We start from the raw sequence: 16,009 nt of genomic DNA, 5'->3' as shown, positions 1-16,009 counted from the left end.
CCCAGTCCGGGCTCGGCCCCATCAATCCGTGACCCCCTTGCCTTCGGCAACAAGGCGCTGGATCAGCGGCGCCGGCTGCCAGAAGCTGGCGTCATCCAGCGGGTTGCGGGCGAAGCGCTTCATGGCCTCGACCACGTTGTAGAGGCCCACGGTGTCGGCATAGCACATGGGGCCGCCGCGCCACAGCGGGAAACCGTAGCCGGTGAGGTAGACCATGTCGATGTCCGAGGCGCGCAGGGCGATGCCCTCCTCCAGGATGTGGGCGGCTTCATTGACCAGGGAGAAGACCAGGCGCTGCACGATCTCCTCGTCGCTGATCTTGCGCGGCGTGATGCCCTGCGCGGCGCGGTGCTGCTCGATCATCTCGACCACAACAGCCGACGGCAGGGCGTCGCGCTTGCCCGGCGCGTAGTCGTACCAGCCGGCGCCCGTCTTCTGGCCGAAGCGGCCCATCTCGCAGAGCAGATCGGCCGTCTTCGAGTAGCGCAGATGCGGCTTCTCCTGGTAGCGACGCTTGCGGATGTACCAGCCCACGTCGTTGCCGGCGAGATCGCCCATGCGGAAGGGGCCCATGGCGAAGCCGAACTTCTCGACGGCCTTGTCCACCTGCTGCGGCGTGCAACCCTCCTCCAGCAGGAAGCCGGCCTGGCGGCTGTACTGCTCGATCATGCGGTTGCCGATGAAGCCGTCGCACACGCCCGAGACCACGCAGGTCTTGCGTATGGTCTTGCCCAGGGCCATCACGGTGGCCAGCACGTCCTTGGCCGTGTCCTTGCCGCGCACGACCTCCAGCAGCTTCATCACATTGGCCGGGCTGAAGAAGTGCATGCCGATCACGTCCTGCGGGCGCTTCGTGAAGGCGGCGATGCGGTTGAGGTCCAGCGTCGAGGTGTTGGAGGCCAGGATGGCACCAGGCTTCATCACGGCATCGAGCTGCTCGAAGACCTGCTGCTTGACGCCCAGGTCCTCGAACACGGCCTCGATGACCAGGTCAGCATCGCCGATGTCCGCGTAGCTCAGCGTGGTGCTCAGCAGGGCCATGCGCTGCTGGTACTTGTCTTCCTTGAGCTTGCCCTTCTTGAGCTGGCCCTCGTAGTTCTTGCGGATGGTGGCCACGCCGCGGTCCAGGGCGTCCTGCTTCATCTCCAGGATCACGACCGGAATGCCGGCGTTGAGGAAGTTCATGCTGATGCCGCCACCCATGGTGCCAGCGCCGATCACCGCCACCTTCTTGATTTCGCGACGGGGCGTGTCCTCGGGCACGTCGGGGATCTTGCTGGTGGCGCGCTCGGCGAAGAAGGCGTGGCGCAGGGCCTTGCTCTGCGGCGTCATCATCAGGGCCACAAAGCCCTCGCGCTCGGCCTTGATGCCTTCATCGAAAGGCTTGTAGACCGAGGCCGCCACGGCTTCCAGGCAGCGCAGCGGCGCCGGGAAGTGCTTGGCCTGGGCTGCCACCATGTTGCGGGCGAACTGGAAGTAGGCGTCGGGCTCGGCATGGCGGGCCTTGAGGTCGCGCACGCGGGGCAGCGGGCTGCCGTCGGCATGCTTGGCAATGATGGTCTCGGCGAAGTCCAGGGCCTCGCTCATCAGGTCGCCGCTGGCAATCTTGTCGAAGAGCTTCTGGCCCGGGACCATGGCCAGAAGCTGGCTCTCCACAGCCTCGCCGCTGACGATCATGTTCAGCGCCGGCTCCACGCCCAGCGCACGCGGCAGGCGCTGCGTGCCGCCCGCGCCAGGCAGCAGGCCGATCTTGACCTCAGGCAGCGCGATCTTGGCGCCCGGCGCCGCCACGCGGTAATGGCAACCCAGGGACAGCTCCAGCCCACCGCCCATGCAGACGGTGTGGATGGCGGCGATGACAGGCTTGCTGCAGGCCTCGACCTTGGCGATCAGGGAGTGGAGATTGGGCTCGGCCAGGGCCTTGGGGCTGCCGAACTCACGGATGTCCGCGCCACCCGAAAAGGCCTTGCCGGCGCCGGTGATGATGACGGCCTTGACCGCGGCATTGGCCTCGGCCTGGTCAATCCCTTCGGCCACCGCCTTGCGGGTGGCGTAACCCAGGCCGTTGACCGGCGGGTTGTTCAGGGTGATCACGGCAACGGCGCCGTGAAGCTCGTAGCTGGCACTCATGGGAGGGATTCCTTCCTTGGGCAGTGGGAGGGCTGCGGCAACCTTGAAGCGTGTCGTGCACCGCAGAAATAGAACGATCGTTCGATTCTAGGCAGCGCCGGTGGCGCCTTCCTGTCCCAGCGGCGACAAACCGGGACAACCCTGAGTGCGAAGCGCACGGCTGCCTGGCGGTGCAGGCAGGGCTAGAAGGGGACCATGGGGCCTAGGCTGCCATGATGCGATGGCGTCAGGCCGGCATCAAGGTCGCAGCGCAGCCCCGAGGCAGCCCTCAGCCACGGGCCGCGCCAAGCGCTGCTCAGCCGCGATTCAGGAGCTGGGTCGGCGCGAAGCCGTCATTGGGACGCTCGGGTTCGTCCTCGGGCAGCAGCTCGGGCGTGACGCTGTCCCCGCTGTGTGGCAAGGGCTCGTGGTGAACGACCCGGTGGTGGGCCCGCTCGTCGGCCAGACGCAGGTCCGACAGTTCCTTCTGGAGCTGCTCGATCTGGCGGCGGGCGGCCGTGTTCTGTTGGGTCAGTTGGTGGCGCGCGGCGTCCAGCTGGGACATGCGGCGCTCCTGCGCCTTCTGGTGCTGCCAGGCCCACAGCCAGGTGCCCAGCACCCCGAGCAACAGGCCGCCCAGTGCGGCCAACAACATCGACATCGTTGCTTGATTCCCCATCATTCCCCCTGCGCCGATGGTGAACGGAGGCAAGCGGTGAGCGCCACCCCACCGGGCTGGAAAGAATGTAACTCTGCCAGGGGAGCCCGACCATCCTCAAGGTAGGGGCAAGCAAGACCTGGCCCCCTGCCCCCGGGGGAGTCAGCGATTCCTTCACGCAAGGGCTGTGGTGCGAAAGCCGCAGTCGCGCGGCGGGCTAGACCTCCAGCCACTCCTTGCGGATGTAGGCATTGGCCCGCAGCTCGGCCGGGCTGCCCTCGAAGACCATGCGGCCGTGGCCCATCACGTAGCAGCGCTCGGCGATGTCCAGCGCGATGGCCAGCTTCTGCTCGATCAGCAGCACCGCGATGCCGCGCCGCTTGAGCTCCTTCAGGTACTCGGCGACCAGCTCCACGATCATGGGCGCCAGACCCTCGGTGGGCTCGTCGATGAGGATGAGGTCCGGGTCGCCCATCAGCGTGCGGCACAGGGTCAGCATCTGCTGCTCGCCACCCGAGAGCACGCCGGCCTCGGTGTGCTGGCGCTCCAGCAGGCGGGGGAACATGCGGTACATGTCCTCGAAGGTCCATCGCGGCTGCTTCAGTCCGCGCTTCTGACCCAGCAGCAGGTTCTGGTGCACGGTGAGGTGGGGAAAGATGTCGCGATTCTCGGGCACATAGCCGATGCCGGCGTGGGCAATCTCGAAGGCCTTGCGGCCCAGCAGCTCCTGCTCGCCGAAGCGCACCGAGCCCGTTCCGTCCACCAGGCCCATGATGGTCTTGGCCGTCGTCGAGCGGCCCGAGCCGTTGCGGCCCAGCAGGGCCACGATCTCGCCGGGCTGCACCACCATGTCCACCCCGTGCAGCACATGGCTCTTGCCGTAGAAGGCATGGACCTTGTCGAGCACCAGGCGGCGTCCCGTCTTGATATCGTTCATGCCGTCACTCCCGCCGCAGCCTGCTCGGCCAGCACCGATCCCAGGTAGGCCTGCTGCACGCGCGCATCCGCGCGCACGGCCTCGGGCGTGTCGAAGGCGATGACCTCGCCGTAGACCAGCACCGCGATGCGGTCCGCCAGGCCGAAGACCACGCCCATGTCGTGCTCCACCGTCAGCAGGGTGCGCCCCTCGGTGACCTGACGAATCAGCTGGATGAAGCGCTGCGTCTCGCTCTTGCTCATGCCCGCGGTGGGCTCGTCCAGCAGGATCACCGAGGCGCCGCTGGCGATGGTCATGCCGATCTCCAGCGCGCGGGCCTCGGCATAGGTGAGGTTCATGGCCAGGACGTCTCGGCGCTTGTCCAGCTGGATCTGCTCCAGCAGCTCCTCCACCCGGTCGTTGAGCCTGTCCAGCCCGGCCAGGAAATGCCAGAAGCTGTAGCGGTAGCCCATGGACCACAGCAGGGCGCAGCGGATGTTCTCGAACACCGAGAGCCGCGAGAAGAGGTTGGAGACCTGGAAGCTGCGTGCCAGGCCCTGGCGGTTGATCTTGTAGGGCGGCAGGCCGTCGATGCGCCGGCCATGCAGGCGCACCTCGCCGCTCGTGGGCGCGAAGCGGCCGCTGATCAGGTTGAAGAGCGTGGACTTGCCGGCGCCATTGGGGCCGATCAGCGCGACGCGCTCGCCCGCCTTCACCTGCAGCTGCGCGCCGCGGATGATCTCGCTGCGGCCGAATCGCTTGCGCAGGTCCAGCAGTTCCAGCGCATAGGGCGTGCCTGGGACATTGGCGGCTTGGCTCACAGACTCTCCCTGCGCTTGATGTCCTGCTCGATCTCTTCCTGGGTCTGGTCCCACTCGGCCTTGAAGCGCCGCCGGGACAGCTCGAAGAGGCCCAGCCCGACGACCATGGCCAGCACCGCGCCGAACCAGGCATCGACCGAGTTGCTACGGATGCGCGCGCCCATGAAGCCCAGCTCCGGCCCCATCGCGGCATTGAGCTGCAGGTGGTAGAGCATCTCCACGATGCAGCTGGCCCCCAGCAGCACAGTCAGCCCCGTGCCGGCCAGCGCCAGGTAGGCCGTCCACAGGCGCGCGAGCTTGCCGAAGGCCGCCACGCGCAGGTTCATCATGATCAGCGCGGCGATGCCGCCCGGCGCATACATCACCATGAAGAGGAAGACCAGGCCCAGGTACAGCAGCCAGGCCTGCGTGAGCTCGGACAGCAGCACGCCGGCCAGCACCATCAGCACCGCGCCGATGATGGGCCCGAAGAAGAAGGTGGCACCGCCCAGGAAGGTGAAGAGCAGGTAGGCGCCCGAGCGCGCCGCGCCGACCACCTCCGCAGTGACGATCTCGAAGTTCAGCGCCCCCAGGCCGCCCGCGATGCCCGCGAAGAAGCCCGAGATCAGGAAGGCCAGGAAGCGCACCCAGCGGGTGTCGTAGCCGATGAACTCGACGCGCTCGGGGTTGTCGCGCACGGCGTTGAGCATGCGGCCCAGCGGCGTGCGGGTCAGCGCAAAGAGCGCGGCGGTGCTGAGGAAGCAGTACAGCGCGATCAGGTAATAGACCTGGATCTGCGGCCCGAAGCTGATGCCTATCACCGGCGTGCCCACCACCCGGTTGCCCGACACGCCACCCTCGCCTCCGAAGAACTCCGGCAGCATCAACGACATGGACCAGATCAGCTCGCCCAGGCCCAGGGTGATCATCGCGAAGGGCGTGCCGGACTTCTTGGTCGACACATAGCCGAACAGGGCCGCGAAGAAGAGCCCGGCCAGCCCGCCCGCCAGCGGCACCAGGCTCACCGGCAGGGCCAGCTGCCCTGCCGAGACCTGGTTGAGCGTGTGCATGGCCAGGAAGCCGCCCAGGCCGCTGTAGACCGCATGACCGAAGCTGAGCATGCCGCCCTGCCCCAGCAGCAGGTTGTAGGCCAGGCAGGCGATGATGCCTATGCCCATCTGCGACAGCATGGTGTGGGCCAGGCTGCTGGTCCACATCAGGGGCGCCACGCCCAGCACCAGGGCGTAGAAGCCCCACACCAGCCAGCGGCCGACGTTCCAGGGCTTGAAGTGGAAATGCGCCGCGCTGGCGCGCACATGGTTCATCAGCCGGCTCCCTCAGTCGTCCCGCGTGCCGAACAGGCCCTTGGGCCGGAAGATCAGGATCAGCACCATCAGCAGATAGGGCAGGATGGGCGCGACCTGGGCCAGCGAGAGCTTCAGCAGCGGATAGCCCGGCGTGGCCGGCGTGACAGCCAGGCCCGCGCGCTGCGCCAGCGTGGCCAGCGAGGCATCCACCGTCAGCGGCAGGGTCTGGATCAGGCCGATCAGCAGCGAGGCCACGAAGGCCCCGGCCAAGGAGCCCACGCCGCCCACCACCACCACCACGAAGATGATGGAGCCCACGATGGCAGCCATGGCTGGCTCTGTGACGAAGGTGATGCCCCCGATGACGCCGGCCAGCGCCGCCAGCGCACAGCCGCTGCCGAAAACCAGCATCAGCACCCGCGGCACGTTGTGGCCCAGGGCCTCGGCCATCTCCGGGTGCGTCAGCGCCGCCTGGATCACGAGGCCGATGCGGCTGCGGGTGAGCAGGGCCCACAGCCCCACCAGCATGGCGAGAGCCACGACCATCATGAAAGCGCGGGTCAGCGGGAACTTGGAGCAGGCGGCGGCCGCACACTGCGCCGGGCTGGCGTCGCCCCAGACGAGGGTCAGGCCTTGCGCGGCCCCCTGCACCAGGGTGAAGGCCGAACCCTGCAGGGCCGGCGGCGGGCTGAAGGGCACCGAGGTGCGGCCGAAGACCAGCTGCACCAGCTCCAGGATCACATAGGACAGGCCGAAGGTGATCAGCAGCTCCGGCACATGGCCAAACTTGTGCACCCGCCGCAGGGCCGTGCGCTCGAACAGCGCGCCCAAGGCCCCCACCGCCAGCGGCGCCAGCAGCAGGGCCGGCCAGAAGCCCAGCCAGCCCGCCAGCACATAGGCCGCATAGGCGCCCAGCATGTAGAAGCTGGCATGTGCAAAGTTCAGCACGCCCATCATGCTGAAGATCAGCGTCAGGCCCGCGCTGAGCATGAACAGCAGCAGGCCCGAGGCCAGGCCGTTGAGCAGGTTGATCAGGAGTTGGTCCACAAGACCTCGTGCGGGTTCAGGACGCGAAGGCGATCAGCGACAGCAGGCACCATCTCCTGCCATCAGCACGGAATCGGGTACGCAGCTGCGGCAGCGAGCGGGTCGAGGTGGCGATGAGGCGCGCAGCCGTACTGCCGTACGGCGAGCACCGCAAGCGCCAGATCGGCCCGCGCAGCCTGCAGATGCAGCCCGATTCAAGGTCTCTTCATTTGGCAGGAGGTCGGCGTCGAGGAGACATACGCGTCGTACATCTTCAGCGGCACCAGCGTGTAGCCGGTGTTCTCGGGGCTGTAGGGGTACTTGGCGTCCGCCTTGTTCCAGACCGAGATGAACAGCGGCTGCTGCAGCTGGTGGTCGGTCTTGCGCACCTGCACCTCGCCGTTGAAGCTCTTCACCGTGAGCCCTTCCAGCGCGGCCGCCACCTTGACCGGTTCGGTGCTCTTGGCCTTGGCCATGGCCTCGCCCAGCAGGCTGTAGATGTGGATGACGCTGCCGGTGTAGAAGTCGTCATTGAAGCGCTTCTTGTACTCGTCCATCCACTTGCCCATCTGGCCACCGAGGTTGTAGTGGTTGTAGGACACCTGGAACACACGCCCCGCCGAGGCCGCGCCCAGCGCCGTGGGCGTGCCGCTGACGCCGGCGTAGTAGGTGAAGAACTTGCCCGTGTAGCCGGCCTCGTTGGCGGCCTTGACCAGCAGGGTCAGGTCTGAACCCCAGTTGCCGGTAATGACGGTGTCGGCGCCGCTGGCCTTGATCTTGGCCACGTAGGGCGCGAAGTCGCGCACCTGGGCCAGGGGGTGGAGGTCCTCGCCAACGACCTGGATGTCCGGCCGCTTGCGGGCCAGCATCTCCTTGGCGTACTTGGCCACCTGCTGGCCGTGGGCGTAGTTCTGGTTGAGCAGGAAGACCTTCTTGACGTCGGCCTGGTCCTTCATGAAGGTGGTGATGGCCTCCATCTTCATGGAGGTGTCGGCGTCCATGCGGAAGTGCCAGTAGCTGCACTTGCTGTTGGTGAGGTCCGGGTCCACGGCCGAGTGGTTGAGGTACAGCACCTCCTTGCCCGGGTTGCGCTCGTTGTGCTTGTTGATGGCGTCGATCAGCGCCAGCGCCGCGCCGGAGCCATTGCCCTGGGTGACGTAGCGCACGCCCTGGTCGATGGCGGACTTCAGCGCATTGAGGGTCTCGGCGGGGCTGAGCTTGTTGTCGATGGCGATGATCTCGAACTTCACGCCGGCCGGATTCGTGGCATTGAACTTCTCGGCGAAGAACTGGAAGCTCTTGACCTGGTTCTGGCCCACCGGGCCCATCAGGCCGGACAGGGGGTCGATCCAGGCGATCTTCACCGTCTCGCCCTTCTGGGCCTGGGCCCCCAGGCTCAGTCCGGCGAGAAGCACGGACGCTGCGAGGTGACGCAGCCTGAACTCACGCGATGCAGTCAACATGGATGTCTCCTTCTGACCCTTTGCCGGGCCTGTTCTCGGTCTCAACATGTCATGCAGGCCCGTCCCTGGGGCTGGGCCTGCGTCAGCGAACGCGGTGGCCGGCCGGGCGTCAGGCCCCGGGCAGGCGGTGCTCGGCAAACTGCTGGCGCAGCTTGAGCTTCTGGATCTTGCCGGTGGCCGTGTGGGGGATCTCGTCAACGAAGACCACGTCATCCGGGATCTGCCACTTGGCGATGCGGCCCTCATAGAAGGCCAGCATCTCCTCGCGGCTCAGGCTGGCCCCGGGCTTGCGCACCACCACCAGCAGCGGGCGTTCGTCCCACTTGGGATGGCGGCAGGCAATGGCGGCGGCCTCGTGCACGGCCGGGTGAGCCATGGCGATGTTTTCCAGGTCGATGGAGGAGATCCACTCGCCGCCGGACTTGATCACGTCCTTGCTGCGGTCGGTGATCTGCATGAAGCCGTCGGCATCGATGGTGGCCACGTCGCCCGTGGGGAACCACAGTCCCGCATCGACGCCCTGCTCCTTCACCGGCACCAGGGCGGATTCGTTCTGGCCGAAGTAGCTGTTGATCACCCAGTGGCCGCGCACGACGAGATTGCCGCTGCTGGCGCCGTCCCAAGGCTGGGCGTCACCCGCGTCGTCGATCACGGCCATGTCGATGCCGTAGATCACCTTGCCCTGCTTCTCCAGGATGCGGCGCTGCTCCTCCTGCGGCAGCTTGAGCTGGCGCGCAGTGAGCTTGGACAGCGTGCCCAGGGGCGAGAGCTCGGTCATGCCCCAGGCGTGGATGACCTCGACGCCGTAGTCGTCCATCAGCGTGCGCAGCATGGCCGGCGGGCAGGCCGAGCCGCCAATCACCGTGCGTTTGAAGCTGCTGAACTGCAGCTTGTTGGCACCCACATGGTTGAGCAGGCCCAGCCACACGGTGGGCACGCCGGCGCTGAAGGTCACTTGCTCGGACTCGAAGAGCTCGTAGAGTGACTTGCCGTCCAGGTGCGGTCCCGGGAACACCAGCTTGGCGCCCACGATGGCACAGCTGTAAGGCAGGCCCCAGGCGTTGACGTGGAACATGGGCACCACGGGCAGGATCACGTCCTTGGAGGAGCAGTCCATGGCGTCCGGCAGGGCCGAGGCGAAGGCATGCAGCACGCTGGAGCGGTGGCTGTAGACGGCGCCCTTGGGGTGGCCCGTGGTGCCGGAGGTGTAGCAGATGCTGGAGGCCGCGTTCTCGTCGAAGCTGGGCCAGGTGTAGCGGCCGTCCTCGTCCTCCACCAGCTCTTCGTAGCACAGCAGCCCTTGCAGGCTGGTCTGGGCCGGCATGTGGGCGCGGTCCGTCATCAGCACATAGTGGCGGATGTGCGGCAGCTGCGGCGCCAGCTTCTCCACCAGAGGCAGGAAGTTGAGATCGAAGCACAGGGCCAGGTCTTGCGCGTCATTCGCGATCCAGGCGATCTGCTCGGGAAAGAGGCGCGGATTGATGGTGTGGCAGACCAGTTGGGAGCCCGAGCTGCCGTAGTAGATCTCGAGGTGCCGGTAGCCGTTCCAGGCCAGGGTGCCGACGCGGTCCCCCGCCTTCAACCCCAGCCGGGCCAGCGCCTGCGCCAGCTTGCGTGAGCGCAGCTCACAGGCCTTCCAGTTGTAGCGATGCAGGTCGCCTTCGACCCGCTTGCTGACGATCTCTGTGTCACCCGAGTGCCGGGCCGCGTGCTGGATCAGCGAAGAGATCAGCAGCGGCATGGACATCATCTGTCCCATCAAGCCCATCAATGTCTCCTTGGTTCTTGCCCTGCGTGGGGCTGAACTCGACCGTTGCGGGCCATGTTAACCCTGCGCGGCGTGGCGGCTTAGTCACTCTCGTTACACTGGATCTCATGGTTTTCGACAAGGGCACGCACCCCTCACAGGACCCGGGCAGCGAGGCCCTTGCCAGTACCGCCACGGACTGGCAGGCGCAGCTGAGCCAGGTGTCCGCAATGCATCCCGCCAGCTTCACCCGCCTGGGTGACGGCTTCCTGACACGCCTGCCGCCCGAGCCGCTGCCCGCACCGCACTGGGTGGCGCACAGCGCGCCCTGTGCCCAGTTGCTGGGCCTGCCGCCAGACTGGCGCAGCAACGAGGCCTTGCAGGTCTTCAGCGGCAATGCGCTGTGGGAAGGCATGGATCCCTGGGCCAGCGTCTATAGCGGGCACCAGTTCGGCGTCTGGGCCGGCCAGCTCGGTGACGGGCGCGCCCTGCACCTGGGCGAGCTGCTGCACGAGGGCCAGCGCTGGGAGCTGCAGCTCAAGGGCGCGGGGCGCACGCCTTACTCCCGCCGCGGCGATGGCCGCGCGGTGCTGCGATCCTCCATCCGCGAATTCCTGTGCTCCGAGGCCATGGCCGCGCTGGGCATCCCGAGCACCCGCGCGCTGTGCATCACCGGCTCGCCGCAGGGCGTGCAGCGCGAGACGGTGGAGACCGCCGCCGTCGTGACCCGTGTGGCGCCCAGCTTCCTGCGCTTCGGTCACCTGGAGCACTTTGCGCATCACGGCCAGCATGAGGCCCTGCGCCAGTTGATGGCTCACCTACTGAGCCACCATGCGCCCGAATGCCTGGAGGCGCCCATCCCGCCGGTGGCCTTCCTGGAGAAGATCGCCCGCCAGACCGCCGAACTGCTGGCCGCCTGGCAGTGCGTGGGCTTCTGCCATGGCGTGATGAACACCGACAACATGTCCCTGCTGGGCCTGACCCTGGACTACGGCCCCTTCGGCTTCCTGGACGGTTTCGACCCCGGCCACGTCTGCAACCACTCCGACCACCAGGGCCGCTATGCCTACGCCCGGCAGCCCCAGGTCGCCTTCTGGAACCTGCATGCCCTGGCCCAGGCCCTGATGCCCCTGATCGACGGCGAGGAGGAGGCCGTGGCCGAGCTGCTGGGCGAGGCCCTGGAGCCCTACCGCCAGGTCTTTCAGCAGGCCATGCTGACGCGCATGCGGGCCAAGCTGGGCCTGGCGCGGGCCGAGCCCGAGGACCAGGCCCTGATCGACGACTGGCTGCGCCTGCTGGCCCTGCACCGCACGGACTACACCATCGCCCACCGCCGCCTGTCCGCTTGGCCGGCCATGGTCGAGGCCGAGGCCGGCCCGCTGCGCGACCTCTTCCTGGACCGCGAACGCTTCGACCTCTGGGCCCTGCGCTACCGCCAGCGTCTGGCCCGCGAGGGCAGCATCGATGCCGAGCGCCTGTCCCGCATGCGCGCCGTCAACCCGGCCGTGGTACTGCGCAACCATCTCGCCGAGACCGCCATCCGCCAGGCCCAGGCAGGAGACTTCAAAGAAATCGAGCGCCTGCTGAAAGTTCTGCAGCACCCGTTCGACGAACCGGTTCAAGCGTCCGATGCGGACTTCCCGCCCGACTGGGCCTCCCATCTCGAAGTGTCCTGTTCATCATGAGCAACAAGCCCTACCCCATCCAGAAGAGCAACGCCGACTGGCGCGCCCAACTCGACGACACGCAGTACCAGGTGACCCGCCACGCCGCCACCGAGCGCGCCTTCACCGGCCAGTACTGGGACCACTGGGAGCGAGGCCACTACGACTGCGTCTGCTGCGGCACGCGGCTCTTCGAGGCACAGACCAAGTTCGACGCCGGCTGCGGCTGGCCCAGCTACTGGGCGCCGGTGAATGCCGACGTGGTCGAGCGCGTGGAGGACCGCAGCCACGGCATGGTGCGGGTGGAGGTGCGCTGCCGGCAATGCGGCGCCCACCTGGGCCATGTTTTCCCTGACGGCCCGGCGCCGACTGGCGAACGCTTCTGCATCAACTCGGCCGCGATAGACTTCGCGCCCGATGCCTGAGCCTCAGGCGCTGACACACCCTCCATGAAGCTCCTGCTCGATTTCCTGCCGCTGATCCTCTTCTTCGGCACCTTCAAGTTCGCCGAGTCGCACAAGGCCGCCGCCGCGGCCTTCGCGTCCTCGCACTTCGGCTTCATGGTGTCCGGCGGCACGGTGGGGCCCGAGGAGGCGCCCGTGCTGCTGGCCACGCTGGTGGTGATGGTCGCCACGCTGGCGCAGGCCCTGATCACCAAGCTGCGAGGCCACAAGATCGACCTCATGCTGTGGATCAGCCTGGGCCTGGTCGTGGTCCTGGGCGGCCTGACCGTCTGGCTGCACGACGAGACCTTCATCAAGTGGAAGCCCACCGGCCTCTACTGGGGCATGGCCCTGGTGTTCCTGCTCAGCGATCTGCTGTTCGGCAAGAACCTGCTGCGCAGCATGATGGAAAAGGACGTCAAGCTGCCCGACTTCGCCTGGCGGCGCATGAACTGGGGCTCGGTGCTCTTCTTCGTCGCCCTGGGCTTCCTGAACCTTTACGTAGCTTTTCACTACCCGACGGCAACCTGGGCCAACTTCAAGGTCTTCGGTGTCACCGGGCTCTTCGTGCTCTTCACGCTGGGCCAGGGCATCTACATGAGCCGCCACATCATCGAACCCACGCCTGGCGCCGAAGGTCCGTCCGAAGAGGGAGTCCGCCCATGAGCAGCACGACGCCCCAGCCCCGCGCCTCGATGGCCGTGATCGAGCAGCGCCTGCGCGAAGGCCTGCAGCCTGAGTTGCTGGAGGTCCATGACGACAGCGCCAGGCATGCCGGCCATGCTGGCGCGCGCGAAGGCGGCCACTACACGGTGCGCATCGTCAGCGAGCGCTTCAGGGGTCTCACGAGGGTCGCACGCCACCGGCTCGTATATGATTTGATGGCTGAGCTGATGCGTCAGGGCATTCATGCCCTGGTCATCGATGCGAAGGCTCCGGGAGAACCCTGAGCCTCACCGAATGGCGCCCCGGACCTGACGGTTCTGAGGGCGTCTGTTTTTATCCAAACCTCGCCGCGTAACGCGGTGTATCACTGATAGAACCGGTGGCGTGATCGCCGGTGGAGTCTGTTGAAAGGCCCAATGTCCATGAAGAAGATTGTGCTCGCCGCCTCGATCGCGGCCCTGACCGCAGCCCTGGCTCCCCTGTCGGCCAGTGCCCAGAACGTCGCAACGGTGAACGGCAAGGCCGTGCCCAAGGCTCGCGTCGACCAGCTGATCGAACAGGTCACCAAGAACGGCCAGCCCCGCAGCCCCGAGCTGGAGACGCAGGTCAAGGACGAAGTGGTCCGCCGCGAGATCTTCATCCAGGAAGCCGAGAAGCGCGGCATCCCGGCCAGCGCCGACTACAAGACCCAGATGGAACTGGCTCGCCAGATGATCCTGATCCGCGGCCTGATGGAAGACTTCAAGAAGAAGAACCCCGTCACCGACGCGGAAGCCCAGAAGGAATACGAGCAGTTCAAGGCCGCCAACAGCGGCCAGGAATACCGTGCCCGCCACATCCTGGTCGAGAAGGAAGACGAGGCCAAGGCCCTGATCAAGCAGCTCAACGGCGGCGCCAAGTTCGAGGACCTCGCGGCCAAGAACTCCAAGGACACCGGCTCTGCGGCCAATGGCGGCGACCTGGACTTTGCCAATCCCAACAACTTCGTGCCCGAGTTCTCCAAGGCCATGACCGCCCTGAAGAAGGGTGAGATGACCCAGGAGCCGGTGAAGTCGCAGTTCGGCTATCACATCATCAAGCTCGAAGACACCCGCGAAGCCACCTTCCCGGCCTTCGACGACGTCAAGGCTCAGATCAAGCAGCGCATCGAGCAACAGAAGATGGGCGAGTTCCAGCGCGAGCTGGTGAGCAAGGCCAAGACCGACTACAAGTTCGCCCAGTGAGCTTGCGTGCCCAGACGAGCCACGCCGTGGCTCCCTGAAGAACCCGGCCTGGTGCCGGGTTTTTTCATGGGCTCGGCCGCCGCGCGCCTGCCATGTGCCGGCCTCATGCCGACTAGCACGAGCACAGATTGAACACGTTATCCATCAAGCAGTTCGGCGCCCCTTCCGTCTTCGCCCTCGAATGCGTCCATGAGCCCATCCCCAATGAGAACGGGTGGGTCTTCGGGCGAATGTGCCTGTGGGTCAGCGGTTTGAGGCTTGGAAACTTCGATGAACCCGCCTGCATGCTCAACGTCACCGCCGGCCAACTGCAGGACGTGATGGATCGACTCCCGGACCTGCAGGCGCCAGCGTTCGAGCGCCTGACCGATGCCGAGCTGCACAGGCTGCTCAGGCAGGTACTCTACGGCCCATGCGACGGTCCCCATGCCGAGGTACTTGCCGATGCACAGCAGTACCGCAGGTTCGAATTCCTCACCAACGGTGGCGAATCGTTTGACCGATTCACGTCCTTCATTGCCCTGTCGAACGGTCAGGTCCGGATACTGTTCACGGAGTTGGCGTCCGAGCCCATTGGTGCGCACGTGGACGCGACCACCTTCGTCGCCGTCGTCGCAGCGTTTCTTGAATGGATGAGAGCGGAAGCAGTACTGACCCACTAGCCAGCAGAGGAGGTCACGCCAGCCGGCCTGCTTCGATTCGAAGCTGCCGCTCGCAGCGCTCCGCAATCGCCAGGTCATGCGTGACCATCACCAGCGTCGTCCCCGCCTCACGGTTGAGCTCGAACATCAGCGCCATCACCTGGGCGCCGGTGGCGAAGTCCAGGCTGCCGGTGGGCTCGTCGGCCAGCAGCAGAGCCGGGCGCTGCACGAAGGCGCGGGCCAGGGCCACGCGCTGCTGCTCTCCGCCCGAGAGCACGCGGGGATAGTGATAGAGCCGCTGCCCCAGGCCGACGCGCTCCAGCATGGCCTGCGCCTGGCCCCGGGCCTCGCGGTCGCCGCGCAGCTCCAGCGGCAGCATCACGTTCTCCAGGGCCGTCAGGTTGGACAGCAGCTGGAAGTTCTGGAACACGAAGCCCACATGGGCCGCACGCAGGGCCGCGCGTGCGTCCTCGTCCAGTGCATAGAGATCCTGCCCCTGCAGGCGCACTGTGCCCTGGCTGGGCGTGTCCAGGCCGGCCAGCAGGGCCAGCAGCGTGCTCTTGCCGGAGCCCGATGCCCCGACGATGGCCACGGACTCCCGGGCCTGCAGGCTGAAGCTGATGTCATGCAGAATCTGCAGCTCGCCGGTGGCATCGCGGACAGTCTTGCCCAGGTGTTCGACTTCGAGGATGGATACAGACATGAGGAGAGCGATGCAACGCCGGATGTGGATGGCCCACTGTAGCCTGAGCCTGGGCCTGCTGTTGGCACCAGGGCTGGCGCGCGCGACGAAGCGCAAGATCCTGGTGCTGGGCGACAGCCTGTCTGCGGAATATGGCCTCGCGCGCGGCAGCGGCTGGGTCGCCTTGCTGGAAGCCAGGCTGAAGTCGGAGAAGCGCGAGATCGAGGTGGTCAATGCCAGCATCAGCGGCGACACCACTTCCGGCGGCCGCTCCCGCCTGCCGGCCCTGCTGAAGAAGGAGCAGCCCAGCCACCTGGTCATCGAGCTGGGCGGCAACGATGCGCTGCGCGGTCTGCCGCTGGCCATGACGCGCGACAACCTGCGTGCCATGGTCCAGCAAGCTCGCAGAGTCGGCGCCCGGGTGCTGCTGGTGGGCATGCAGATGCCAGCGAACTATGGCGCCGCCTACGGCCGCGAGTTCGCGGCCAGCTTCGAGACCGTCGCCCGGGAGGAGAAAGTCGGCCTGGTGCCCTTCCTGCTGGCAGGCGTGGCCGACCGGCCGGATGCCGAAGCCTGGTTTCAGCCCGATCGCATCCATCCCCTGGCCAAGGCCCACCCGCTGATGCTGGAGCAGGTCTGGAAAGGGCTCGCCCCCCTGCTGTGA

The 16,009-nt window shown here is 66.8% G+C and carries 16 protein-coding genes; 7 read left to right on the top strand and 9 right to left on the bottom strand.

Going from position 1 to position 16,009, the window contains the following annotated elements:
* Nucleotides 1-21 precede the first annotated feature (21 nt).
* The 8 genes from ACS5PK_RS05545 to ACS5PK_RS05510 form a co-directional block, all read right to left on the bottom strand.
* On the bottom strand, nucleotides 22-2,130 hold the full coding sequence (locus ACS5PK_RS05545) for a 3-hydroxyacyl-CoA dehydrogenase NAD-binding domain-containing protein (protein ID WP_439439266.1): 2,109 nt from the start codon (nucleotides 2,128-2,130) through the stop codon (nucleotides 22-24).
* Between the two features lie 295 nt (nucleotides 2,131-2,425).
* Nucleotides 2,426-2,770, bottom strand: coding sequence for a hypothetical protein (locus ACS5PK_RS05540; RefSeq protein WP_439439265.1), 345 nt, complete (start codon nucleotides 2,768-2,770; stop codon nucleotides 2,426-2,428).
* 214 nt (nucleotides 2,771-2,984) lie between these two features.
* Nucleotides 2,985-3,704: an ABC transporter ATP-binding protein gene (locus ACS5PK_RS05535; RefSeq protein ID WP_439439264.1), complete on the bottom strand. Its 720-nt coding sequence runs from the start codon at nucleotides 3,702-3,704 to the stop codon at nucleotides 2,985-2,987.
* Complete coding sequence (locus ACS5PK_RS05530) at nucleotides 3,701-4,504, bottom strand: ABC transporter ATP-binding protein (RefSeq protein ID WP_439439263.1); 804 nt, start codon at nucleotides 4,502-4,504, stop codon at nucleotides 3,701-3,703. The genes ACS5PK_RS05535 and ACS5PK_RS05530 overlap by 4 nt, the downstream gene beginning before the upstream one ends.
* Nucleotides 4,501-5,808, bottom strand: coding sequence for a branched-chain amino acid ABC transporter permease (locus tag ACS5PK_RS05525; protein WP_439439262.1), 1,308 nt, complete (start codon nucleotides 5,806-5,808; stop codon nucleotides 4,501-4,503). The genes ACS5PK_RS05530 and ACS5PK_RS05525 overlap by 4 nt, the downstream gene beginning before the upstream one ends.
* Before the next feature lie 12 nt (nucleotides 5,809-5,820).
* Complete coding sequence (locus ACS5PK_RS05520; protein WP_439439261.1) at nucleotides 5,821-6,837, bottom strand: branched-chain amino acid ABC transporter permease; 1,017 nt, start codon at nucleotides 6,835-6,837, stop codon at nucleotides 5,821-5,823.
* Between the two features lie 194 nt (nucleotides 6,838-7,031).
* The gene (locus ACS5PK_RS05515) at nucleotides 7,032-8,279 is read right to left on the bottom strand and encodes a branched-chain amino acid ABC transporter substrate-binding protein (protein WP_439439260.1); all 1,248 of its coding nucleotides are present in this window, start codon (nucleotides 8,277-8,279) and stop codon (nucleotides 7,032-7,034) included.
* Nucleotides 8,280-8,388: 109 nt separating this feature from the next.
* Nucleotides 8,389-10,047: a 3-(methylthio)propionyl-CoA ligase gene (locus ACS5PK_RS05510; RefSeq protein WP_439439259.1), complete on the bottom strand. Its 1,659-nt coding sequence runs from the start codon at nucleotides 10,045-10,047 to the stop codon at nucleotides 8,389-8,391.
* Between the two features lie 107 nt (nucleotides 10,048-10,154).
* Between ACS5PK_RS05510 and ACS5PK_RS05505 the strand changes: the two genes are divergently transcribed.
* The 6 genes from ACS5PK_RS05505 to ACS5PK_RS05480 all read left to right on the top strand — a co-directional run bounded on the left by ACS5PK_RS05505 (nucleotide 10,155) and on the right by ACS5PK_RS05480 (nucleotide 14,684).
* Nucleotides 10,155-11,711, top strand: coding sequence for a protein adenylyltransferase SelO (locus ACS5PK_RS05505; protein WP_439439258.1), 1,557 nt, complete (start codon nucleotides 10,155-10,157; stop codon nucleotides 11,709-11,711).
* Nucleotides 11,708-12,115: a peptide-methionine (R)-S-oxide reductase MsrB gene (gene msrB, locus ACS5PK_RS05500; protein ID WP_439439257.1), complete on the top strand. Its 408-nt coding sequence runs from the start codon at nucleotides 11,708-11,710 to the stop codon at nucleotides 12,113-12,115. The genes ACS5PK_RS05505 and msrB overlap by 4 nt, the downstream gene beginning before the upstream one ends.
* Nucleotides 12,116-12,139: 24 nt before the next feature.
* Nucleotides 12,140-12,799 (top strand): septation protein A, encoded by a 660-nt coding sequence (locus ACS5PK_RS05495; protein WP_439439256.1) that lies wholly within the window; start codon nucleotides 12,140-12,142, stop codon nucleotides 12,797-12,799.
* Nucleotides 12,796-13,083 (top strand): BolA family protein, encoded by a 288-nt coding sequence (locus ACS5PK_RS05490; protein ID WP_439439255.1) that lies wholly within the window; start codon nucleotides 12,796-12,798, stop codon nucleotides 13,081-13,083. The genes ACS5PK_RS05495 and ACS5PK_RS05490 overlap by 4 nt, the downstream gene beginning before the upstream one ends.
* A gap of 138 nt (nucleotides 13,084-13,221) precedes the next feature.
* Nucleotides 13,222-14,022 (top strand): peptidylprolyl isomerase, encoded by an 801-nt coding sequence (locus ACS5PK_RS05485; RefSeq protein WP_439439254.1) that lies wholly within the window; start codon nucleotides 13,222-13,224, stop codon nucleotides 14,020-14,022.
* Between the two features lie 128 nt (nucleotides 14,023-14,150).
* On the top strand, nucleotides 14,151-14,684 hold the full coding sequence (locus ACS5PK_RS05480) for a hypothetical protein (protein ID WP_439439253.1): 534 nt from the start codon (nucleotides 14,151-14,153) through the stop codon (nucleotides 14,682-14,684).
* A 13-nt stretch (nucleotides 14,685-14,697) separates the two neighbouring features.
* Here the strand turns inward: ACS5PK_RS05480 and ACS5PK_RS05475 are convergent, their stop codons facing one another.
* The gene (locus tag ACS5PK_RS05475; protein ID WP_439439252.1) at nucleotides 14,698-15,366 is read right to left on the bottom strand and encodes an ABC transporter ATP-binding protein; all 669 of its coding nucleotides are present in this window, start codon (nucleotides 15,364-15,366) and stop codon (nucleotides 14,698-14,700) included.
* A 28-nt stretch (nucleotides 15,367-15,394) separates the two neighbouring features.
* On the opposite strand from ACS5PK_RS05475, the gene ACS5PK_RS05470 reads away from it, so the two are divergent.
* Nucleotides 15,395-16,009: an arylesterase gene (locus ACS5PK_RS05470; RefSeq protein ID WP_439439251.1), complete on the top strand. Its 615-nt coding sequence runs from the start codon at nucleotides 15,395-15,397 to the stop codon at nucleotides 16,007-16,009.

This window comes from Roseateles sp. DB2 (genome assembly GCF_051857535.1).
Lineage (GTDB): Bacteria > Pseudomonadota > Gammaproteobacteria > Burkholderiales > Burkholderiaceae_C > Roseateles_B.
The sequence above is the reverse complement of the archived record's forward strand: the minus strand, read 5'-3'. Positions and strand labels throughout refer to the sequence as shown.